This is a genomic window from Sphingomonas sp. CCH5-D11 (assembly GCF_001557395.1).
Taxonomy (GTDB): Bacteria; Pseudomonadota; Alphaproteobacteria; order Sphingomonadales; family Sphingomonadaceae; genus Sphingomonas.
Genome location: NZ_LSKH01000308.1, coordinates 18635 through 41120, shown reverse-complemented (window position 1 = coordinate 41120; position 22486 = coordinate 18635). Strand labels below are relative to the sequence as shown.

Genomic DNA, 22486 nt, shown 5'->3' with positions numbered 1-22486 from the left:
CTGGATAAGCCAAGGGCCGCCCTTGCGGGGCGGCCCCGGCCGGTAGTTCCCTCACGGGAAACGGACACTCGTAGGGAGGCCGCGAGTATGTTCCGCTTAGACCATGCTGATGATAATTGCGAATCTATACCAGTATGCCGAACGCGACCTTGCTCGGCTCGTACAAGCGCGAATGGGGAGTGAGATGAATGCGTAGAGGGATGCGCCAGGGTGAGAACCGGAAAGCACAGCTTGCAGCGCTGGACGCCTCAATCGCCCGCGGCATCGCTGATGCTGACGCTAGACGGACAAGGGCTGCGGCCGATGTCTTCGATCGCCTTGAAGGTAAATACCGCTCCCTCTTAATGGGTTCGGGGCTATCGTCCGCTTAGCGTTTCAAGCAGGCGATGATCGCCGCCACCACGGCCCCGGTTTCGGCGACGTCACGCACCTTCACCGTATCCACCCCGATTTCCGCGGCGGGATAGTCGTTGCCGCCGGGATAGATCGCATCGCCGATGAACAGCATCCCGTCGAGCGGCACGCCGCTCTCCTCGCTCAGCCGCTTCAATCCATAGCCCTTATCGATGCCGGCACGCGTGACGTCGATCGACGTGGTGCCGCCCAGGTTGATCGAGAGGCCCGGCAGGGCCTCTCGCAATGTCTTCTGAAGCGCGGTCCGCTTGGCGCGGTCGGCATCCCATGTTTCCTTCGCCTTGAGCGGTGCGTCCTGGCCCAAGCCGGAATAGGTGATCTGGCTTCCGCGATCCTCGATCCGCTCGCCCCATATACGCTCATTGGCAAGCCCGGCGTCCGCCAGCGCTCGATCGAACGCTGTCCGGATCGCCGCCTTTTCCGCATCGTCGAACAGCTCGGCATAGATCGCGCGCCATCCACCATCGACGAAGCGATAGAGCTTCGTCCCGGTGGTCGGCATCAGCCACAGCCGATCGCGAGCAGCATCTTCGGGCAGGCGCGAGGCCACCTGCCGATCGAATTGGGGCCAGTCCCCGCCTGAGATGACCGCCACGTCCACGACCGCGAGGAGACGCGCGAGCGTTCCTGCCATCTCGGCCGACAGCGAGCGCTTGCTCTCGGTCAGCGTCCCGTCGAGGTCGAAGACAATCAGCCATTTCATGCCGTTTGCCCTGCCGGATCGCGATAGGCGAGCAGTCGGAGCGCATTTACGACGACGAGCAGCGTCGACCCCTCATGCATCGCGACCGCAGGGCCGATCCCCAAGCCGAAGATCGTCGCCGGCACCAACAGCGCGACGACGCCGAGGCTCACGAACACATTCTGTCGAATGATGCCCCTGGTGCGGCGGCTTAGGCCGACCGCGAACGGAAGGTGCGCCAGGTCATCCGCCATCAGCGCGACATCAGCGGTTTCCAGCGCAACGTCCGAGCCCGCCGCCCCCATCGCGATGCCGACCGTGGCGCTCGCCATCGCCGGCGCGTCGTTCACGCCATCGCCGACCATCGCCACCTTGTCCTGGCCAGCGAGCTTCTTGATCGAGACGACCTTGTCCTCCGGCATCAGGTCGCCCCATGCCTCGTCGATCCCGACATCCTTCGCGATGGCCTCCGCGACCCGCTGGTGATCGCCGGAGATCATAATCATCCGCTCGATACCCATGTCGTGCAGGCGCTTGAGGGCGGTCCTGGCCGCTTCGCGGGGCGTATCCATGAGCCCGATGGCGCCTAGGTCGCGGTTCCCCTTGCGGACGACCATCGTCGTGCGGCCACCCTCCCGCAGGGTCTCGATCGCCTTGACCGCCGCGGCACCCAGCGCCGGAATGTCGTCAGCGCCGAACATCTCCGCCTTGCCGATCCATACCGTCTCGCCGTCGACGCGGGCGGTGACGCCGCGCCCGGTCAGGCTTTTGAGGTCGCTCGCCGCAGGCGGTTCGGTCCCACCCAGGCGTTCGCGCCCGTCCTTGACGATCGCCTGCGCGAGCGGGTGATCGCTCAATCCCTCGACCGCGACGGCCAGCGCCATCAGCTCGGTTTCGCTCGCACCATCAACGGGCACCACGTCGGTGATGCGCGGCCGTCCCTCCGTCAGCGTGCCGGTCTTGTCGAAGGCAATCGCCTTCAGCGAGCCGAGGTTTTCGAGCGGGGCGCCGCCCTTGACCAGCACTCCGCCGCGCGCAGCGCGCGCAACGCCGGACAACACCGCGCTCGGCGTGGCGATGGCGAGCGCACACGGGCTTGCCGCGACCAGCACCGCCATCGCGCGGTAGAAGCTGTCACGGAACGGCTCGTCGATAACCACCCACGAGAACAGCAGCGCCACGGAGAGCGCCAGCACCGCGGGCACAAACACGCGCTCGAACCGATCCGTGAAACGCTGTGTGGGCGATTTCTGCGTCTCCGCCTCGCTCACCATCTTTACGACCTTGGCGAGCGCGGTTTCATTCGACCGCCGCGTCACCTCGATCTCAATCGCAGCGCCGCCATTGATCGTGCCGGCGAACACACGGCTCGCCGCATCGACCGCATCGGGCTTCGCACGTGCCGCCTCAAGATCAGCCACCGGCGCTTTGTCGACCGGGATGCTCTCGCCGGTGACGGGAGCCTGGTTGATCGCGCTTGACCCCTTGATGACGAAGCCGTCGGCAGGAAGCCGCTCATTGGGACGGACGATGGCGACGTCGCCGACCACCAGCTCCTCGACGGGGATCTCTACCGTCTGCCCGTCGCGTCGCACCGTGGCGCTTTCAGGCGCAAGCTCGGCCAGCGCCTCGATGGCGCGCTTGGCGCGGCCCATCGCATAATGTTCGAGGGCATGGCCCAGGCTGAACAGGAACAGCAGCAGCGCACCTTCCGCAAACGCTCCCAGCGCCGCAGCCCCGGCCGCCGCGACCAGCATCAGCGTATCGATTTCGAACTTGCGCAGCTTGAGATTGTCGATCGCCTCGCGCAGCGTGAAGAAGCCGCCGAAGACATAGGCGGCGATGTAACAGGCGGTCGGCACCCACTCCGGCACGCCGGCGATCAGCTTTTCGATCGCGAAGCCGATCCCCAGCATAGCACCGCAGGCAAGCGCGAAGATCAGCTCGGTATTGGGGCCGAGAAAGTCGGCATGGGAATGATCGTGCCCGTCACCCGGACCATGCTTCTCTTCGCCCGCCGCGTGTCCACCGGGACCGTGGTCGTGCCCTGCATGATCGTCCACCTGGACCTGCCGCGTCCGCTTCAAGCCGAGACCGGCCAACGCCTCGACGATCCCCGCCTCGCTGACGCGCTCGCGGTCGAACTCGACCCTGACCGCGCCCGAGGCGCTGGCATCAGCCTGGAGGACGCCGGGAATAGCGCAAAGCGTTTCCCCGACCGTCCGCGCCCGCCGTTCGTGGCTGATCCCCTTCACCTGCCAGACGGCGTGACCGTAGCGCCCGCTGATCGCAGCGCCGGCAGCGCGCACCATCTCGCGCACGCGCGGGAGCGGCAGCGCCTGCGCATCGAAGTGGATGCACAGCTTCGCCGGGGCGTCCCCCTCCCCCGCGACAACATGCGCCCGATCGACCCCGGGCTTGGCGCTGAGCGTCGAGACGAGCCGCCCGACGCAGGCATCCGCCGCGTCGGGCACTTCGGGAAGCAAGACGGGGATGTCGAGTTCGAGCTTATCGGTCATCGGGATCGTCCTTGTCGGTCTTGGTTTCGGCGCGCGCGTCACGCAGGATTTCGATGCCGCCCTTGATCGCGATGAGGGCGGTCGCGAGCCCCACCACGAGGTCGGGCCAGTTGCTGCCGAGCCACATGACCAGCAGGCCGGCGACGATGATGCCGCCGTTGGAGATGAAGTCGTTGAAGCTGAAGGTGGTCGCGGCGCGCAGGTTGACGTCGGGCGCCTTGAGGCGCTGGAGCAGCCTCAGGCAGATGTAGTTCACGACGCCGGCGATGGCCGACATGACCATCATCGTCGGACCGATCGGTTCGCTGCCTTGGAAATAGCGGCGGGCGACGTCGAGCAGAATGCCGCCCGCGAAGATCAGCAGCATCACGCCGGATGCCGTCGCCGCGCGCGTCTTCCACGTCTTTCCGTGCGTCAGCGCCACCAGGCTCAGCGCATAGACCGCCGTGTCCGACAGGTTGTCGACGCCGTTGGCGATGAGCGCGCTTGAATCCCCGAGCAGGCCGGTCACGAAGAAGCCGGCCGCAATAGCGGCGTTTAGCAGCAGCACGATCCATAGCGTGCGCCGCTCGTCAGGAGCGCTGCGCTTCGTCATCCCATGATTTCCTCGAGCGTGAGCAGCGCGAGGAAGCCGATGAAGAACATCGCGCTGATAAGGGGGCTGTCCGGCTTTTCATGCGCCTCGACCAGCAGCTCCTCGGTGACGAGGTAGAGCAGCGCCATGAGGCCGAAACTCAAGAAACCGGCGATCATCACCGGCGACAGGGTGGCAACCGGGATCGCCGCAAGCGCGCCGATCGGCAGCAGCAATGCCAGCGCCGCGACGATCGCGACGATGCGCAAGCGCGAACGATAGGCTTCCGCCAACTCACCAGTCAGCGACAAGCCGAGGAACAGCACCTCCAGCGTGAGCGCGATCGTCAGCAGGAATCCCGCCCGCTCGCCCGCCACGAAGGCAAGTCCCAGCACAACGCCATCCACCAGGATGTCGATGCCGACCGCCGCGAGCAGCGCCAGCGGCCCCTTGAACCGCGTCTCGAATCCCTTGAGTGCGAGCATGGTCGCGACGCCCGCCGCGCCGCCGATCAGGGTCGCGGCGGGCGATGCCTCGTGCTTCACCTGGGGCAGGATCTCGGTCGCTGCCGCGGCGAACACCACGCCTGCCGCCAGATGCTGGAGCGCGCTGACCATTCCCGGCTTGAGCGTCGTTCGCGTAGCCACGACGGCGCCGAGAATGACCGCTGTGACCGGGGCCAGCGTGTAGATCAGCGCCTGCATGGCTCAGCCCCTCTCATCGGTGCGGTGGCAGATGCGGACCGGGCCAGCCTTCGACGTGAAGGCGATCGAGCCGCCGGCGATGGTTGCCCTCATGGTCGGACCGCGGAAGTCCTGTCCGGTCGCCTTCGACCGCAGGATCTCAGTCTTTCCGCGTGGCAGCCAGGTGACGGCCATGCTCAGCCCGTCCCCGAGATAGTCGACGTCGGCCCGTGATCCGTCGTCGCAGAACACGACGCGCTGCCCGATCCTGCTCGGCAGCTCGGCCTTGTCGTGGAGCCCGCCTTCGTCGACGCGATCCGCCTCCTTGCAGGCGCCCAGCGCGAGCCCCGGCGTGATGATTGCGCAAGCCAGAACGACCCACGCCCGGAGAAGTCGGCGAGAGCCGCCCAGCCCCTTCATCGGGCCGTCTCCCGCACGCAGGAGAGTCGCCGATCGTCTCCACGTTGGACGATAAGATCAGACCCGGAGAAGGTCGCGGTGATCCTGTCGCCGACATATTGCAGCCCCTGCATCGGAGCGGTCAGTTCGATCGGTTGTGCGTTGGCCGACGTCCGAAGGATGAGCTGGAGCCCCTGATCCTTGAAGTCGACCAGCAGCCGTGTCCCATCGTTGCAGCGGTAGGGATGCCGGCCCTGTACCCCCGAGCCGTCGCCGCTGTCGCCGGCATGGATTTCCTGTTCGGTCGGTGGGCCGGGGTCGCGGCGCTCCCCGCAGCCGATCAGCGCCGCGGCTGCAGCCAGGAGCCCCATCGCCGGTGCGCGGATCATCGCGCCTTCCTTTTGCCGCGGCGCGTCCAGGCAGCGGACGCGTTGCCGGGCGCAGAGCGGCCGACCCGCCAGCGCAGGTAGGTCGCGAACCTGTCGTCCGCCTCGATCACCAGCACGCGCAGGCGACCCAGCATGAACGAGGCGAACAGGTAGCCGAGTGCTCCCTTCACGGCGACGCTATGCGTCATCAGCGTGCCGCCATCGTCACCCGACAGCTCGAAGCGCTCTTCCAACTCGAAAACGAACCGGAGCCCGCACGACCATGCGAAGCATCGCGGCTTGTCGAGGCGGTCGACTGAAGCTGGCGTCCTGATCGGGCGCGACCAGCCATTCACGAAGAACGAACTCTCCGTCTTCCCAAGCCGATCGGTGGTATCCAGCTCGATCAGCGGGCCCCAGGCGCGGCGCTGATCGCGATCGACCAGCGCCGACCAGATGCGAAGCGGCGTCCCGTGCAGCGTCACCGTGTTGCGTGTCTGAGGCATGGATCATCCTCACGTCAGCCGGGGCGGCCGAGGCCGCCCCGGGGGCGGTCAGGCCGGTTCGGCTTGGGGGTGACGGCAATCGTCGCCCTCATGCTCCTCGTTGTAATGCTCGGCCTGCGCGATCTCCTTCTGCCCGAACCGGGCGTAGAGGGTCGGCAGTACGAACAGCGTCAGCAGCGTCGCCGAGATGAGGCCGCCGATGACGACGGTCGCCAACGGCTTCTGCACTTCCGCGCCCGCGCCGCTGGCGAACGCCATCGGCACGAAGCCCAGGCTCGCGACCAGCGCCGTCATCACGACGGGGCGCAGTCGCTGCATCGCGCCGACATGCGCGGCTTCCTCGCGGCTCATGCCCGACCGGATCAGGTCCTGGATCGAGCTGACCATGACGAGGCCGTTGAGGACCGCGATCCCCGACAGCGCGATGAAGCCCACCGCCGCCGAGATCGAGAAGTCCATGCCTCGCACGAACAGCAGCAGCACGCCGCCGACCAGCGCGAACGGCACGCCGGTGAACACGATCGCGGCATCGCGCACCGATCCGAGCGCCCCGTAGAGCAGCAGCAGGATCAGGATGAAGCAGGCCGGGATGACCAGCTGCAGCCGCTCGCTCGCTGATTGCAGGTTCTCGAACTGGCCGCCCCATTCGAGGTAGGTCCCGGCAGGCAAGCGGACCTGGCTGCCGATCGCTCCTTGCGCATCGGCCACGACCGATCCGACGTCCCGGCCGCGAACATTGGCCTGGACGACGACGCGCCGCTTGCCGTTCTCGCGGCTGATCTGGTTCGGACCGTCCGTCACGCTCACGTCGGCGACGCTGGCGAGCGGCACGTAGCCACCCCCCGCCACGGGCACCTGGACCTGTTGCAACTGGCCCAGGTCGGCGCGCTCCGCCTCCGACAGGCGGATGACGACGGGGAAGCGCCGATCGCCCTCGAAGATCATGCCGGACGTTCGCCCGCCGAGCGTGGCGGTGATTGTGTCCTGCACGTCCTGCGCGGTGACGCCCAATCGCGCCATCGCGTCGCGATTGACCCGGATGTCGAGCATCGGAAGGCCCGTCGTCTGTTCGACCTTCACGTCCGCTGCGCCTTCCGTCTTGCGCAGGATCGCGGCGATTTGCTCCGCCGTCCGGTTCATCGCCGTGAAGTCGTCGCCGAACACCTTGACCGCGATGTCGCCGCGCACGCCGGCGATCAGCTCGTTGAAGCGCATCTGGATCGGCTGCGTGATCTCGTAGGCATTGCCCGGGATCTTCGCGAGGTGCGTTTCGATCCGGCTGACCAAATCCTCCTTCGCCAGTTTCGGGTCGGGCCATGCGTCACGCGGCTTCAGAATGACGAACATGTCGGTCGCATTGGGCGGCATCGGGTCCGAGGCCAGCTCGGCCGTGCCGGTCTTGGAGAAGACGAACTGCACCTCCGGTTGCCTCGACATCATCCTCTCGATCGGCACCTGCATCGCTTGGCTCTGCTGGACAGAGGTGGCGGGGATGCGCAGCGCCTGGATGAGCAAGTCGCCCTCATCGAGCTGCGGCAGGAACACCGAACCGAGCGTCGTGAAGGCAAGCGCCGCCACCCCGAGGCTCGCCACACCCGCCCCGATCGTGATCGTCGGGCGTGCCATCGCCTTGTCGAGGCTGGGTTCGTAGCGCTTCTTCAGCCAGGTGATGATGCGGCCGTCCTTCTCCTCGACCTTCTTCGACAGCCAGATGGCGATCAGCGCCGGCACGAAGGTGAGCGACAGCACGAAGGCGAAGGCGAGCGCGATGATGACGGTGAGCGCCATCGGCACGAACGTCTTGCCCTCCACGCCCGTGAGCGTGAGCAGCGGCACATAGACGAGGATGATGATCGCCTGCCCATAGACCGAGGGACGGATCATCTCGCGCGCGGCCGATGCGACCGTTTGCAGCCGTTCCTTGACCGTCAGCAGCCGACCTTCGTGATGCTGGAACTCGGCAATGCGCCGGAGCGCATTTTCGACGATGATGACTGCACCGTCGACGATCAGGCCGAAGTCGAGCGCGCCGAGGCTCATCAGGTTCGCCGACACCCCGGCCCGCAGCATCCCGAACCCGGTCAGCATCATGGTGATGGGGATGACCAGCGCGGCGATCAGTGCCGCGCGGAAGTTGCCGAGCAGCAGGAACAGCACGACGATGACGAGCAGCGCACCTTCGCTGAGGTTCTTCGCCACCGTCTTGATCGTCGAGTTGACCAGCTCGGTGCGGTTCAGCACCGGCTGAATCGCCACGTCGGGCGGCAGCGAAGCATTGATCTCCTTCAGCCGATCGGCCACCGCGGTCGCAACGGTGCGGCTGTTCTCGCCGATGCGCATGATCGCGGTGCCGACCACGACTTCGGTGCCGTTCTCCGACGCCGAACCCATCCGGATCGCCTGACCCGTCTGGACCCTCGCGACCTGATCGAGCGTGATCGGCACGCCTTCGCGGGTGGCGACCACGGTGCGACCCAGCTCGGCCGCGTTGCGGATCAGCGCGTCCGAGCGGACCGCCAATCCCTCGCCGTTGCGGTTGACGAACCCACCGCCGACGCTGGTGTTGTTACGCTCCAGCGCCGTGCCGAGATCGGTCAGCGTGATGCCAAGCGAGGCGAGCTTCTGGACGTCGGGGACGACAAGGAATTGCTTCACATAGCCGCCGATCGAGTCGATGCCGGCAAGCCCAGGCGTGTTCTTGAGCAGCGGTGCGACGATCCAGTCCTGCGCGGTGCGCAGATAGGTCGCCTTGTCCTCATCACTCGTCAGCCGCTCGCCTTCCGGCGTGATGTAGCTGCCATCTGGCTGCACGCCGGGCTCGCCCGGCTTGTGTTTGTCATCCGCGCGATGTTGGAGATGGACGGTGTACATATACACCTCGCCCAGCCCGGTCGCGATCGGCCCCATCTCGGGGTTCACGCCATCGGGCAAGTTCTCCTGCACGCCCTGCAGCCGCTCGCCGACCTGCTGGCGGGCGAAGAAGATGTCGGTCGAGTCCGAGAAGACCGCCGTCACCTGCGCGAAGCCGTTGCGGCTGAGGGACCGGGTATATTCGAGGCCCGGAACGCCGGCGAGTGCGGTTTCGATCGGGAACGACACCTGCTTCTCGACCAGCTCGGGCGAGAGCGCAGGGGCGCGGACGTTGATCTGGACCTGGTTGTTGGTGATGTCCGGCACTGCGTCGATCGGGAGCCGGTAGAGCGAATAGGCGCCGATCACGGCGGCGATGGCGGTGAGGAGCAGGACAAGCCAGCGCTTCTCGACCGCCCATGTGACGATGCGGGCGATCATGGCTTAATCCTCGTGCGTCGCTTCGCCCTTGCCGAGTTCGGCCTTGAGCGTGAAGCTGCCAGTGGTGGCGATCTGTTCGTTGCCGGTGAGGCCCGAACGCACGATCACGGTGTCGCCCGAGGCGTCGCCGAGGACGACCGGGGTCGCCTGGAAGCCCTTGGGCGTCCGCACGAAGACGACCGACTTGCCCTCATTGGTCTGGATCGCCGTGGTGGGCACGCGGATCGATGATGATCCGCCGCTGCCGGTCAACTGCACCGCAGCCGTAACAGGCTCGCCGACACGCCATGTTCCGCCGCGATTGTCGAGCGTCGCGATGACCGGCACGAGCCGCGTTTGCGGATCGAGCGCGGGAGATACGAAGGTGATGCGCGCGGATGCCTGCCGCCCCGTCGCCGTGACCATCACGGTATTGCCGGGTCGAACCCGGCTTGCATCGGCAGGCTGAAGGTTCAGCGACAACGACACCTGACTGAGATTGGCGATGCGGTAGAGTTCGGCATCGGCGGTGACGGTCTGTCCGAGCGTGACCGGTCGCGCGATCACCTGGCCGCCGATCGGCGCGACGATGCCGAGGCGGTTGAGCCCGCCCCCGCTCACACCCGCCGCCGACACTTGGCTCTGCGCCTGCGTCAGTGCGATGCGCGCTTCCGTCGCGGCCGTCCGCGCGGCGATCAGATCCTGCTCGGGCGAGACGCGCTGCGAGAACAGCCGCTGCTCGCGTGCGAGATTGGAATTGGCGAGCTGGAGGCGCGCGCGCGCGGCCTCGACATCGCCCTTGAGCTGCGCCGCCTCGCGGCTCTCGATGATCGCGATCGTCTGCCCGCGCCCGACCGATTGGCCGAGGTTGCGGGTGAGTGCGACCACGCGCCCCGCGATCGCCGCCGAGACGACCTGCGTCCCCTGCGGATCACCCTCGATCGTCGCCGGCAGCTCGATCGTGCCGGCGCCGCCGACGATCGGGCGGCCGAGCTGGACGCCCGCCGCCGCAATCTGTTCGGCAGTGAGCGTCACCGCGCCCTCATCGGCGTGTGCCTCGCCTTCAGCACCGGCAGCTTCGTTCGTCGGCGCGGCATCGTTGCCGGCGTCTGTGCCGCCGCCACACGCGGCCAGCAGGAGCGCGAGCGACGCCGCGCCCGCGAGATGGATCTTCTTCATCAGCGATTTCCCCCCGTCGTGGGTGTCGGCACCGGGGCAGTCAGCCGTCCGAGCCGTGCTTGCGCATTTTGGTAGTTGGCGAGCGCGTCGATCGCCGCGAGCCGGGTGTCTGCGAGCGTGCGTTCGGCATCGAGCAAGTCGAGCTGCCCGAACTTGCCTTCGCGGTAGCCGATTCGTGCAATGCGGGCGGCTTCCTGTGCCGCCGCCAGCGCAGGACCGGCAGCTGTCCGCGCGGTGGTCGCCGCGTTCGCGGCTTCCGTCTCGGCCTCGCTGATCGCCTGCTCGACATCGAGCGCGGTCACGCGACGCAGCGCCTCGGCCTGCGTCCGCTGCGCGCGGGCCTGTGCGACCGCCGCACGCCCGTTGTTGAAGATCGGGATGGGGATCGACACGGTGAACACCGCTGCGGTGTCGTTGGTCGCTTCCAACCGGCGCAGCGCCGGCCCGACATTGAGGTCCGGCACGCGATTGGCGCGCGCGAGCCGAACGCCGGCGTCGGCAATCGCGAGATCCGCATCGGCCGCCGCCAGCGCCAGCGTTCCGATCGCGCGCACCGGCGCCACCGGGCCGATCACCGCCTGCGGCAGGCGATCCAGCAGCCCCACATCGAGACTGCCATCGATCGGACGTCCGATCCGGCGCGCAAGGTTCGCACGAGCCGTTTCCGCGAGCCGCGCCGATCGCTCGGCATTGGCATCCGCGTTGACCTTGGCGACATTGGCGCGCTGCTCTTCGAGCGGCGACGCCCGACCGGCCTGGACCCGGACCGATGCCGCGCGCAGGGCTTCGCTCGCGATCCGCACCTGATCGCGTGCGGTGATGAGGCGTCGTTCGGCCGCGATGGCCTCGACGTAGAGCTGCGTCACCTGCACCCGCACGTCAGCCGCGACGATCGCCGCCTGAAGCTCGGCGCGGCTGAGCTGCGCGTTTGCGACAGCTACGCGCGCGCTGCGCTTGCCGCCCAGCTCGATCGGGAACGCGACCCCGACCGTCGTCTCCGCGCTCCTGAGGCCGCTATACGGCCCCGTGCCGGCGATATTCTCAATCTGCCCCTGCACCTGCGGATTGGGGCGAAGCCCCGCAACCGTGCGGCCCTGGCGTGCCGCGTCGATCGCCGCCGTCGCGGCTTCGGACGCCGGTGCCGACCCGCCCGCCGCGAGTACGGCGTCGTCGAGCGTGTAGATCGGGCCTACCGGCGCACTCGGCACCGGCACCCCCGTTTGCGCGTGCGCGACGGTGGCGCACGACGCCGCGGCGAATAGGGCCGCGAGCAACATTTTCATTATGGATCATCCTGACAAACAGCATCAGGCCGGAATCCGGCCAGCGGCGTTCGTCAGGCGTTCGGCGGCCTTAGTCCTGGCGCGACCGTGCTGGACGCGAGAACCTGATCGGCACCCGCCTGCGGACTCATCCGGGCACCGTCCAGCGAGGGCGGCAGCTCGTCGGTTGACGGTATCTGCATTGCCGAGCTGTGACAGGTGCCGTGATGATGCGGCATCGCCTTGTCACTGTCGCCTTGCGACTGATCGGCGTCGCCGTCCTCATGCACCGCGCCGCTGCATTCGATCGTCGTCACACCCGGCAGCTCGCGCGCGTGCACGGTCGCCGACATCACCAGCGATGACGCGATCAGCACGAGGAAGAGGGACAACAGACGCTGCATTGCGACCATGCCCTTACGCGAGATCAACCGAGATGTCACCGCAAGACCTCAGCGGGCAGCGGGCGAGCATCGCGCCACGCGGGAATCGCTTCACCTAGCACCCGCCACGCGGACCGTAGGAAGATCAGGGCGATGATCCCGCCGATTGCGATGTCGGGCCAGGCCGATCCGGTCAGGCCGACCAGACCCGCTGCCACCAGCACGCCGAGATTGGAGGCGACATCGTTGCGAGAGCACTCGAACGTGCTCAACATATTCACATTCTCAGCCCGAAACCGCCACAGCAGCGCGAGACAGATGAGGTTGGCGGCGAGCGCGATCCCGCCGAAGGTCAGCATCAGCGACGATGACGGAGGCACGCCGTTCACGATTTTATCGCCAATCTCCACGATCACCGCCAGACCGAAGACAAGGATAATGCCGCCCTTGGCGAGCGCCGCGCCCGCTTCCCAGCGAGCGCCGCGGTTCAGCGCGTAGAGACTGAGCGCATAGACGACCGCGTCGCCGAACATGTCGACCGAATCCGCCATCAGCGCCGACGACCGGGCCACAAGCCCGCCGCCGAACTCGGCAACGAACATGGCAAGATTGATGAGCATGACCGCGATCAGCACGCGCCGCTGGCTGGCCTTGCGGCCTAGTTCAGCGATCGTGTCGCGCTTTGCTGAGCAACAATGGTCGGCCATGTCCTACTCGATTCGCCGTTCGGACCCCTTATATGAACCCTCATCCCACTAGAGGGTCAAGCACTTATGAAGATCGGCGAGATCGCCAGGCAAACCGGCCTCAAGATCGAGACGGTGCGCTTCTACGAAACAGAGGGGTTGATCGCCCCGCCGGAGCGCAGTGGAGGCAATTACCGCCTCTACAACAGCACGCACCTAAACCGACTTTCCTTCATCAAGCGGGCACGAGACCTGGGTTTCACGCTCGATCAGGTCCGTGACCTGCTCCGCCTTGCGGACGATCCGCGGGGATCATGCGATGAGGTCGATGCAATAGCCGAACTTCACATCCAGGAAATCGACCGCAAGCTGGCAGACCTTACCGTCTTACGAAGCGAGCTGGTGCGATGGGGCAGCCAATGCGATGCCTCCACGATCGCCGAATGCAAATTGATCGATGCGCTCACGTCGGTCAGGGCCAGCGCCTTAACCTAATATCTACCCGGCAAATGGATGCGCCGGGCTGACACAAGCCAAGCGGGCGCGACCCTGCCGGGCACGGCTCTATCGGCCGAACGGCCGACCGAGCCACCGTGCCGGCGTCTCGGCCCATACGGGTGACGATCCTCGCGTGAAGGTGTGCCACGTGGCACACCTGCTGCCCGCGCAGATGCGCGGATCTTGGTTCTCGGCGCCGCGGCCTTCCCCCGGAGGCCCGCCAGCGCGGGGAACACCAGGGCTGCTGCCCTTTCGTTCCCGAAGGAAAATAGACGGCCCCGTGTGGTCCGCCAAGCGCGGCACCCGACGCCCTAAGGGGCGTCGGCCGCGCTAGGCGTCACCTCAAGCTTTGTACGCTGAACAACGATTTTCCGGACATAATGTGAACATTGGTGTCAGGCAGCGGCGCGAAGGTACTGGTAGAGGGTTTCGCGGCTGATGCCCATGTCGCGCGCGATGGTCGCCTTGCGTTCACCGGCGGCAACGCGGCGGTGCAGATCGGCAATCATCTCATCCGAGAGCGACCGTTTCCGCCCCCGATAGGCGCCGCGCTGCCGAGCGATCGCAATGCCTTCGCGTTGCCGTTCGCGGATCAGGGCGCGCTCGAACTCAGCAAACGCACCCATGACCGAGAGCATCAGATTGGCCATCGGGGAGTCCTCCCCCGAGAAGGACAGGCTTTCCTTCTCAAACTCGATCCGGATACCTCGCTTGGTGAGGCCCTGGACCAGCTTGCGCAGGTCATCCAGATTGCGGGCCAACCGATCCATGCTGTGGACGACGACGGTATCGCCTTCGCGGGCGAAAGTGAGCAGAGCCTCAAGCTGGGGGCGGTTGACGTCCTTGCCCGATGCCTTGTCGGTGAAGGTCCGATCGAGCGACTGACCTTCCAATTGGCGATCCACATTCTGATCGAACGTGCTGACCCGGACATAGCCGATCCGTTGCCCCTTCACTGCGCACTCTCTCCATCAAAATGTCAGGTTGAAATCTATGATACGCAACGACATTCGTCAACAAATTCCGTTTAGTACCCTAATCTGACAGAAACCGCGGTAGCGCCCTGACGTCCGGTTAGGCTATACTCCAAGCTGACATCACAAAATCAAATCCCTCAAAGATGGCGTCAATTGCCTTGATGGGGTAAAAACTGGAGTGCTTCCAGGATGGGACATTCGGCAACGTCATCTCCAGTGCATCTGGCTAACGTGGTCGCCAGCGTCACCTCTATCTTCTGCAAATCTGCAATGCGGCGGCGGACATCTTCAAGGTGGAGTTCGGTTCTCGCCATAACCTCCGCGCAGGTTTGTGCACCGGTATCGGTGAGCGACAACAATGACCGTATCTCATCCATTGCATAGCCAAGGTCGCGCGCGCGCAGGATGAACTGCAACCTTTGCACCAGTTCCGGCGAATAGACGCGGTAGCCGTTGGAACTGCGAGGCGGCCCCGGCAGCAATCCCACCTTCTCGTAATAGCGGATGGTTTCGAGATTGCAGCCTGTTTTCCGGGCAAGCTGGGCACGCAAGATGCCGACCTGTTGCTCCATGAAAATACCTCTTGAGTCTGTAGTGGCTACAGAGCCTACACTGCGAATCACTCAGTTGGAACAAGGGATTCAAGCCATGGTCTCAACGCCGGAAGCGGGACAGCCAGCCCTCACCGAAAACCACGAGCCGAAGCAGGCAAACTGGGTTGCGGCGGGCGCATTGATCGGCGCGGGGCTCGCCTCGGCTTGCTGCGTCGTCCCGCTACTGTTGGTTATGCTCGGAATTTCCGGCGCGTGGATCGCCAACCTGACGGCGCTCGAACCTTACAAGCCCTATGTCGCAGGCGTAACGCTCGCGCTGCTCGGCTACGGCTTCTGGCATGTCTATTTCAAGCCGAAACCGCCCTGTGAAGACGGTTCCTACTGCGCTCGTCCACAATCGGCTTGGACCACCAAGGCGGTGCTGTGGCTGGGCCTTGCCGTCGCCATCCTGGCGCTCACCATCGACTGGTGGGCACCCTGGTTCTATTGAAAGGAAATACCCATGAAAAAGACAGTATGTATCGCTATGGCCGTGCTGGCTATGGCTGGCGGCGGGGTCGCCTATGCAGTTAGTGGCACGGCGCAAGATCGCCCCGCGGCTACCGCAACCGCTCAGAAGCAAACCACCTTTGCCATAGAGAACATGACCTGCGCCACCTGCCCGATCACCGTGAAGAAGGCGATGGAAGGCGTCGCCGGGGTAACGGCGGTCACGGTCGATTTCGCAGCCAAGACCGCGCGCGCAACCTATAACCCGCGCCGCACCAATGCTGCTGCGATTGCCGCTGCATCAACCAACGCGGGTTATCCGGCGCGCGCTATTCAAAACTGAGCGGGGCGCCGCCAGCGCCTCAAGAAAGCGATAAGCAATGAACGACTGTTGCAACCGCCCCGGGCAGGAAGGATTTGACGTGGCCGTCATCGGCGCGGGTTCTGCCGGGTTCTCCGCCGCGATCGCCGCTGCCGATCTGGGCGCGAAAGTGGCGCTCGTCGGTCACGGCACGATTGGCGGCACCTGTGTCAATGTTGGCTGCGTTCCTTCCAAGACGCTGATCCGCGCCGCCGAAGCGGTGCATGGTGGGCTTGCCGCCGCGCGCTTTCCCGGCCTTGGGGGCGCTGTCCAGATGGATGACTGGTCCGTATTGGCGGCGTCGAAGGACGATCTTGTCACGACGCTGCGCCAAAAAAAATATGTCGATCTGCTGCCCGCCTATGACGGTGTGAGCTATATCGAGGGCAAGGCACGCTTTGCCGATGGTGCGCTGATTGTCGGCGATGCGCCCATGAAGGTCGGCAAGGTCATATTGGCGATGGGTGCGCACGCCGCCGTGCCGCCGATTCCGGGGATGGACAGCGTGCCCTACCTAACCAGCACATCGGCGCTGGCGCTGGATCGCTTGCCCAAATCGCTGCTGGTGATCGGTGGCGGGGTGATCGGGGTAGAACTGGGACAGATGTTTTCGCGTCTGGGCGTTGATGTCACCATCTGCTGCCGAAGCCGCCTGCTCCCCGAAATGGACCCGGAAGTGAGTGCCGCGCTGAAAAACTATTTGGAAGCCGAGGGCGTGCGGGTTTGCGCAGGTGTCGGCTATCAGCGTATCGCCCAAACACAGAGCGGGGTCGAATTGACCTGCGAGGGGCATTGTGACACCGTCGCGGCGGAACAGGTGCTCATCGCCACCGGACGCCGACCCAATAGCGACGGGCTTGGGCTGGAGGAGCGCGGCATAGTGCTTGCCCGTAATGGTGGAATCGTCGTCGATGACCACCTCGAAACGTCGGTTCCAGGCATTTACGCGGCGGGCGATGTAACGGGACGGGACCAGTTCGTCTACATGGCCGCCTATGGCGCAAAACTGGCCGCGCGCAACGCGGTGACGGGCAACCAATACCGCTACGACAATTCCTCCATGCCATCCGTCGTCTTCACCGACCCGCAAGTCGCCAGCGCCGGCCTCACTGAAACGACAGCACGGGCGCAAGGCCTGGACATCAAGGTTTCGCTGCTCCCGCTCGATGCTGTGCCAAGGGCACTGGCAGCACGCGATACGCGGGGTCTCATCAAACTGATTGCCGACAAGGCGAACGACCGTTTGCTGGGCGGCCAGATCATGGCACCCGAAGGCGCGGATTCGATCCAGACACTGGTGCTGGCGATCAAACACGGCATGACCACCCTGGAATTGGGTGCAACGATATTTCCTTACCTGACCACTGTGGAAGGCCTCAAACTGGCGGCCCAAACGTTTGATAAGGATGTCGCCAAACTGTCTTGCTGCGCCGGGTGATTGCTCGGGGATCAACCGGCAACGAATGGCCTCCCTCCAGTGCAAGCCGCTTTGGTGTCAATTTTGTTATTCGCCTCAGCGGGAGAGCAAAATGGCACGACGCCGACTTCTGACCGGAGACGAGCGCCGGCGCCTGTTCGATCCTCCTGTCCAAGAAACCGCGATCATTGGGCATTATACCCTTTCTGCGGAAGATGTTGAATTGGTTGGGCGCCGCTATGGTCCAGCAAATCGCCTCGGTCTGGCTGCACAAATCGCTTTGATGCGACATCCCGGCTTTGGTCTGCAACCCGAGATCGGGCTTCCCGACGTCATTCTTCAGTACCTCGCGGCACAGTTATTCGTCGATCCTTCCTCCTTCTCTGCATATGGTCAGCGCGCGCAAACCCGTACCGATCATGCCGATCTCGTGGCGCGTTATCTTGGCATACGCCCGTTTCGACGCGGCGACCTGGCACTTGCCCTGAATCTTGCCGCGCAAGCCGCCGAGTATACAGACAGAGGTGAACCGATTGTTCGCGCCCTCATGGTTGGCCTGAAGGGTGAGCGGTTCATTCTTCCGTCAGGCGACACACTGGAACGCGCCGGTCTTGCTGGCCGGGCACGCGCACGCAAAGCTGCCGCAGCCGCAATCGTCGAAGGCCTCAGCTCTGCTGAACTGACACGGCTAGACGAACTCGTAATCAACAACCCGGATTTCGGCATGACACCGCTGGCGTGGTTGCGTAATTTCGAAGAAGCCCCGACTGCGGCCAATATCAATGGCTTGCTTGAGCGCCTGCGCTATGTTCGCGGCATAGGTATCCACCCGGTAGTTGGGGGCGCCATTCCGGAATTCCGCTTTGCCCAATTTGTCCGCGAGGGCGGCGTGGCACCGGCATTCCTGCTTTCGGATTACAGCGTCAATCGCAGGCGGGCGACGTTGACGGCCGCAGTGATCGACCTTGAGGCCAGACTTGCCGATGCCGCGATCCAAATGTTTGACCGACTTATCGGCGGCATGTTCACGCGCGCGCGGCGTGGGCGCGAGCGTCGCTACCAAGATAGTATTCAGTCGGTGGGGCAACTCATGCGGCTGTTTGGCGCCACGATTACAGCACTTGATGAGGCTGTCCAGAATGGCGGCGATCCGCTCGAATTGATTGACGAAGCGGTGGGCTGGCACCGGCTTGTTGCGGCAAAGGCCCAAGTAGATGCCCTTGCTGATCTTGCCGGCGAGGACGCACTGGTAACGGCAACCGAGCGTTACGCCACGCTACGGCGTTTCAGCCCGGCATTTCTGGACGCCTTCACCTTCAAGGCGTCTGGAACAGGGACGGCACTGATCAAAGCCATCGATGTCATTCGCGATGCGAACACACGAAAGTCGCGCGACCTTCCCGATGGCGTTCCACTGCCATTCCCCAATCGGCAGTGGAAGCGTCTCATCACCGAAAGCGGCCGTATCGACCGCCGACGTTATGAAATTGCGATCATGGCAACCTTGCGTGATCGTTTGCGCGCCGGTGATGTATGGATCGAGGGAACCCGCAACTATCAGCGCTTCGATGCCTATTTGCTGGGTCGGCGCGACGCCGCCAAAGTGGCGGATGTGCTTCCGTTCGATTCAAATGCTGCATCCTACCTCGCTGACCGGGCACGAAATCTTGACTGGCGGCTGCGCCGATTTGCCAAGCAGTTGAAAACAAACAAGCTTGAGGGAGTGTCGCTCGAACGAGACCGGCTCAAGCTTCAGCAAATGCCGCCTGTCACCCCACCGGAAGCTGAAGCCCTCGATCGCAAGCTCGATACCCTGCTTCCCCGCGTGCGCATCACCGAGCTGCTGCTTGAAGTCGCCGAACGCACTGGTTTTTTGAACGCATTCCGTGACCTGCGCTCAGGCAAGGAGCACGACAACCCCAGCACGGTACTCGCCGCAATTCTGGCTGATGGCACCAACCTCGGGCTGGAGCGGATGGCCAATGCCAGCGAAGGCGTCAGCTATGCCCAACTCGCATGGACCCACAACTGGTATCTTTCACCCGAGAACTATCAGGCCGCGCTGGCCATGATCATCTCAGCCCATCACGAATTACCCTTCGCGCGGCATTGGGGCGCTGGCACCAGTTCGTCGTCCGATGGCCAGTTCTTCCGGTCGGGGCGGAGCCGTTCAGGGGCGGCGGACGTCAATGCCAAATATGGCGCCGAACCTGGCGTGAAAATCTATTCTCACCTTTCCGATCACTTCGCATCATTCGGATCACGGATCATGTCCGCGACGGCAGGTGAAGCGCCTTACGTGCTCGACGGGCTTGTCCTGGGCGCCGGCAACCTTCCGTTGCATGAGCACTATACCGATACCGGCGGCGCCACCGATCATGTTTTCGCACTCTGCCACCTACTCGGGTTCCGCTTCGCGCCACGGCTGCGCGATATTGGCGACCGCAAGCTGGGTTCGATCGCTGCGCCATCGACATACAAGGGCATCGAAAATCTGATGGGCCGCACCATCAAAACGGCAGCGATCGAGGCCGATTGGGATGACATCGTCAGGATTGTCGCCTCAATCAAGGATGGCACGGTGGCGCCGTCAGTAATCTTGCGAAAACTTGCCGCCTACAAACGCCAGAACAGGCTGGATTTTGCATTGGCTGAACTGGGCCGTATCGAGCGCACTTTGTTCACGCTCGATTGGCTTGAACAACCGGAACTGCGACGTGCCTGTCAGGCCGGTCTCAACAAAGGCGAGGCGAGGCACACGCTTGCCGCCGCCATCTATACCAACCGGCAGGGTCGGTTCACCGATCGCTCGCTGGAAAATCAGGAATTTCGCGCATCTGGGCTGAACCTGCTGATTGCGGCGATTTCCTACTGGAACACGGTCTATCTCGACCGGGCCGCCCAGCACCTCAACGCTGTCGGCACGACGTTCGATGCGGCACTGCTTGCGCACCTTTCTCCGATGGGCTGGGCGCACATCAGTCTGACCGGCGATTACCTCTGGGAGCAGGCCAGGCGACTTCCAGCAGGTGAATTCCACCCACTCAACGAGCCAATGGCGCGGTTGAAGCGTGTAGCGTAGCCCATGTTCCGCTTATGTCCGAGAAATCGTTGTCTGGCGAACAAACCTTGAGGTGACGCCTTCGAGGCACCAGGCGACGAAGAGGTCCCAGTCGGACTTGTAGGACTGGAGCGTCGCCGGCGCGCGGCCGCGCTGGGCGAAGCCGTCGACGCGCTCCTGGTCGCTGGGCGCGAGCTCGGGAAGGTAGAGGTCCTGCGGCTCGGCCCGATCGAGGACCGTGAGCGCGCCGCTGACGATCGCGTCGAGGTCGGCCAGCGCGTCGGGATCAGCCGGTACACGGTCGCCAGCCAGCGCGTCGCCTTGCTCGCCAGTCTCACCAGCGGTGACAGGAATCTCATCGTCGGTGACCATCGGCCGTTTCGTTCGTCATCGGGATTGAGACTCGTTGCACGGGCGTGAGACTGGTCTCACGTTTCGGGCAGAATCCGTAGCCGAACCGCTGTAGGTTTCCCTAAAATGGTGGACGCCATCCTACCTACAGCAGCAGCTGAAAAGAGTGGATCTGCGCCCGAAACAGTGGACGGCAGCCGCTCTGTTCCGCCACAACTCGCCTGCCTGAGCGTACCGTACCCAAAAGCACGAATGTGCGGCTAATCGGCCAGCGGCCGTACGTTGGTGATGGTGACGCCGACCTCAGCGCTCGCCAGCGGCCCGTCCGTCGTGAACATCTCCGCTTGTAGGTCAATCGCCAAGGCAAGACACGCTCGGTCACCAAGCGAAAGTCCAAGCGCCTTCGTCGACGGTCGCAGGTCGCCTATGATGAGCGCCTGGGCAGGAGAGAGCGGCCGTACATCGAGGTGCAGCCCGCCAAGAGCCTCACGTACCTCGTCGAGCGGCAATCCTCGGTCCCGAAGCTTGGAGACGACCTCGGCGAGGTTGGTCGTTCCGATAATGCTGCGGGTCAGGACGTCGACTACCCGATCCGCCCCAGGTTCGTCGTTCAGAAGGCAGAGCAGGGCGGAGGCGTCGAGTACGACCTTGCTACTCACGCTCCGCCTCGCGCCGGCGCTCTGCGATCAGCTCGTCAGCCAAACCGACGCCTTCGGGCACATATTTGCGAAGGATCGCGCGAGCCCTTTCGAGCGCCTTAGGCACGGAACGTACCCGTAGCTCGCCATCGTCGACATCGACGAGAACGGTATCACCCGTGGTGATCCCGAGCTCACGGCGCATGGCCGCCGGGATCACGAGTTTACCACCGTCCACGATCTTGACCCTCTGTGCTTCCATCTGCACTGAACTCGCTTGGCTGACCCAACTCTCGGATCATACCGGATATTGGCGCTGACGGATAGCGCGAAGCAGCGCACTTCAGCGCGTTTGGTGATCAGTCGTCGTTCATATCAGCGCCATTAGCTACTTAGACCTGGCTTGCTGAGCTAGGCTCGACAGGATCGGCGTTTGCTATTCCGAGCCGGTTGCCGCAGTGGTGGCTCACATGGGTGTACCCAACGGAGCCAACATGAGTACGACAGTCCGCGCTGCTCGCGTGTACCTGCGCGTCAGCACCGACGAGCAGGATCTTGAACGACAAGAGGCGATGGTCGTGTCCTCGCGTGCCGCGGGGTATTATGTCGCAGCTGTTTATCGCGAGAAGGCTTCCGGCGCGCGTCCTGACAGGCCCGAGTTGCTTCGCATGATAGCCGACCTGCAAATGGGCGAAGTGGTTATCGCCGAAAAGATCGATCGGATCAGTCGCCTGCCGCTGGCTGAGGCGGAGAGGCTCGTCACCGCTATCCGCGACAAGGGAGCGAGGCTAGCCGTACCAGGAATCGTGGATCTTACCGATCTTGCCGAGGACAATGGCGGGGTGACGCGCATCGTCCTAGAGGCAATTCAAGACATGTTACTGAGGGTTGCGCTTCAGACCGCTCGCGATGATTACGAACTGCGCCGCGAGCGGCAGCGGGAAGGCATAGCGATCGCCAAGCGGGAGGGACGCTACACCGGTCGAAAACCAGACTTGGCCCATCATCGCCGCATCGTCTCACTTCGTGAGGCTGGGATGAGCATAGCGAAAACGGCGGCGCTGGCGGGTTGCAGCATCGCACAAGTCAAGCGCGTCACAGCCCTCCACCGGGCGACCAAGCAGAGCGATGCGCGTCCGACGATACCGTGAGACAGAGCCGGATGATTTGATTTGACCTTTGAATAGTTCTGCCAAGATCGAAAGAGGCTGCAGC

General features: G+C 64.4%; 23 protein-coding genes. 6 read left to right on the top strand and 17 right to left on the bottom strand.

The window, feature by feature from the left end:
• Positions 1-367 precede the first annotated feature (367 nt).
• From AX702_RS19130 to AX702_RS19075, 12 genes are read right to left on the bottom strand one after another with little or no spacing between them, the layout of a single operon-like run.
• Complete coding sequence (locus tag AX702_RS19130) at positions 368-1117, bottom strand: HAD-IIB family hydrolase (RefSeq protein ID WP_066781981.1); 750 nt, start codon at positions 1115-1117, stop codon at positions 368-370.
• Positions 1114-3615: a heavy metal translocating P-type ATPase gene (locus tag AX702_RS19125; RefSeq protein WP_066781980.1), complete on the bottom strand. Its 2502-nt coding sequence runs from the start codon at positions 3613-3615 to the stop codon at positions 1114-1116. The genes AX702_RS19130 and AX702_RS19125 overlap by 4 nt, the downstream gene beginning before the upstream one ends.
• Positions 3605-4210, bottom strand: coding sequence for a cation diffusion facilitator family transporter (locus AX702_RS19120; RefSeq protein WP_066781979.1), 606 nt, complete (start codon positions 4208-4210; stop codon positions 3605-3607). Before AX702_RS19120 ends, AX702_RS19125 begins: the two co-directional genes overlap by 11 nt.
• Positions 4207-4893 carry a transporter gene (locus tag AX702_RS19115; RefSeq protein ID WP_066781978.1) on the bottom strand — a complete coding sequence of 229 codons (687 nt, stop codon included), beginning with the start codon at positions 4891-4893 and terminating at the stop codon, positions 4207-4209. The genes AX702_RS19120 and AX702_RS19115 overlap by 4 nt, the downstream gene beginning before the upstream one ends.
• A 3-nt stretch (positions 4894-4896) precedes the next feature.
• Positions 4897-5292: a hypothetical protein gene (locus AX702_RS23035; protein WP_066781977.1), complete on the bottom strand. Its 396-nt coding sequence runs from the start codon at positions 5290-5292 to the stop codon at positions 4897-4899.
• Positions 5289-5660, bottom strand: a complete 372-nt coding sequence (locus AX702_RS19105; RefSeq protein WP_066781976.1) for a hypothetical protein — start codon at positions 5658-5660, stop codon at positions 5289-5291. Before AX702_RS19105 ends, AX702_RS23035 begins: the two co-directional genes overlap by 4 nt.
• Positions 5657-6145 carry a polyketide cyclase gene (locus tag AX702_RS19100; RefSeq protein ID WP_066781975.1) on the bottom strand — a complete coding sequence of 163 codons (489 nt, stop codon included), beginning with the start codon at positions 6143-6145 and terminating at the stop codon, positions 5657-5659. Before AX702_RS19100 ends, AX702_RS19105 begins: the two co-directional genes overlap by 4 nt.
• A 48-nt stretch (positions 6146-6193) precedes the next feature.
• Positions 6194-9436 (bottom strand): efflux RND transporter permease subunit, encoded by a 3243-nt coding sequence (locus AX702_RS19095; RefSeq protein ID WP_066781974.1) that lies wholly within the window; start codon positions 9434-9436, stop codon positions 6194-6196.
• Between the two features lie 3 nt (positions 9437-9439).
• Positions 9440-10594, bottom strand: a complete 1155-nt coding sequence (locus AX702_RS19090; protein WP_066781973.1) for an efflux RND transporter periplasmic adaptor subunit — start codon at positions 10592-10594, stop codon at positions 9440-9442.
• Complete coding sequence (locus AX702_RS19085; protein ID WP_066781972.1) at positions 10594-11877, bottom strand: TolC family protein; 1284 nt, start codon at positions 11875-11877, stop codon at positions 10594-10596. Before AX702_RS19085 ends, AX702_RS19090 begins: the two co-directional genes overlap by 1 nt.
• Positions 11878-11930: 53 nt before the next feature.
• Positions 11931-12269: a hypothetical protein gene (locus AX702_RS19080; RefSeq protein WP_231731946.1), complete on the bottom strand. Its 339-nt coding sequence runs from the start codon at positions 12267-12269 to the stop codon at positions 11931-11933.
• 26 nt (positions 12270-12295) lie between these two features.
• Complete coding sequence (locus tag AX702_RS19075; RefSeq protein ID WP_066781971.1) at positions 12296-12946, bottom strand: cation transporter; 651 nt, start codon at positions 12944-12946, stop codon at positions 12296-12298.
• 66 nt (positions 12947-13012) lie between these two features.
• Here AX702_RS19075 and AX702_RS19070 point away from each other — a divergent pair, with 66 nt between their 5' ends.
• Complete coding sequence (locus AX702_RS19070; RefSeq protein ID WP_066781970.1) at positions 13013-13420, top strand: MerR family transcriptional regulator; 408 nt, start codon at positions 13013-13015, stop codon at positions 13418-13420.
• A gap of 398 nt (positions 13421-13818) precedes the next feature.
• On the opposite strand, the gene AX702_RS19065 is transcribed toward AX702_RS19070, so the two are convergent.
• Positions 13819-14379 carry a recombinase family protein gene (locus AX702_RS19065; RefSeq protein ID WP_004213255.1) on the bottom strand — a complete coding sequence of 187 codons (561 nt, stop codon included), beginning with the start codon at positions 14377-14379 and terminating at the stop codon, positions 13819-13821.
• Positions 14380-14549: 170 nt separating this feature from the next.
• Positions 14550-14972: a MerR family transcriptional regulator gene (locus tag AX702_RS19060; protein WP_014072603.1), complete on the bottom strand. Its 423-nt coding sequence runs from the start codon at positions 14970-14972 to the stop codon at positions 14550-14552.
• Positions 14973-15048: 76 nt separating this feature from the next.
• Here AX702_RS19060 and AX702_RS19055 point away from each other — a divergent pair, with 76 nt between their 5' ends.
• From AX702_RS19055 to AX702_RS19040, 4 genes are all read left to right on the top strand, one after another.
• Positions 15049-15444, top strand: a complete 396-nt coding sequence (locus AX702_RS19055) for a mercuric transporter MerT family protein (protein ID WP_014072602.1) — start codon at positions 15049-15051, stop codon at positions 15442-15444.
• Between the two features lie 12 nt (positions 15445-15456).
• Positions 15457-15786, top strand: a complete 330-nt coding sequence (locus AX702_RS21835; protein WP_004213249.1) for a heavy-metal-associated domain-containing protein — start codon at positions 15457-15459, stop codon at positions 15784-15786.
• A gap of 79 nt (positions 15787-15865) precedes the next feature.
• On the top strand, positions 15866-17242 hold the full coding sequence (gene merA / locus AX702_RS19045) for a mercury(II) reductase (protein ID WP_021222959.1): 1377 nt from the start codon (positions 15866-15868) through the stop codon (positions 17240-17242).
• A 91-nt stretch (positions 17243-17333) separates the two neighbouring features.
• The gene (locus AX702_RS19040) at positions 17334-20303 is read left to right on the top strand and encodes a Tn3 family transposase (protein ID WP_014072601.1); all 2970 of its coding nucleotides are present in this window, start codon (positions 17334-17336) and stop codon (positions 20301-20303) included.
• Between the two features lie 12 nt (positions 20304-20315).
• Here AX702_RS19040 and AX702_RS19035 read toward each other — a convergent pair whose 3' ends face one another.
• The 3 genes from AX702_RS19035 to AX702_RS19025 all read right to left on the bottom strand — a co-directional run bounded on the left by AX702_RS19035 (position 20316) and on the right by AX702_RS19025 (position 21533).
• The gene (locus AX702_RS19035) at positions 20316-20654 is read right to left on the bottom strand and encodes a hypothetical protein (protein ID WP_066781969.1); all 339 of its coding nucleotides are present in this window, start codon (positions 20652-20654) and stop codon (positions 20316-20318) included.
• Between the two features lie 239 nt (positions 20655-20893).
• Positions 20894-21292 (bottom strand): type II toxin-antitoxin system VapC family toxin, encoded by a 399-nt coding sequence (locus AX702_RS19030; RefSeq protein ID WP_066781968.1) that lies wholly within the window; start codon positions 21290-21292, stop codon positions 20894-20896.
• Positions 21285-21533, bottom strand: a complete 249-nt coding sequence (locus AX702_RS19025; RefSeq protein ID WP_018251286.1) for an AbrB/MazE/SpoVT family DNA-binding domain-containing protein — start codon at positions 21531-21533, stop codon at positions 21285-21287. Before AX702_RS19025 ends, AX702_RS19030 begins: the two co-directional genes overlap by 8 nt.
• 208 nt (positions 21534-21741) lie before the next feature.
• Here AX702_RS19025 and AX702_RS19020 point away from each other — a divergent pair, with 208 nt between their 5' ends.
• Positions 21742-22422, top strand: a complete 681-nt coding sequence (locus AX702_RS19020; protein WP_443026314.1) for a recombinase family protein — start codon at positions 21742-21744, stop codon at positions 22420-22422.
• The last annotated feature ends 64 nt before the right edge of the window (positions 22423-22486 follow it).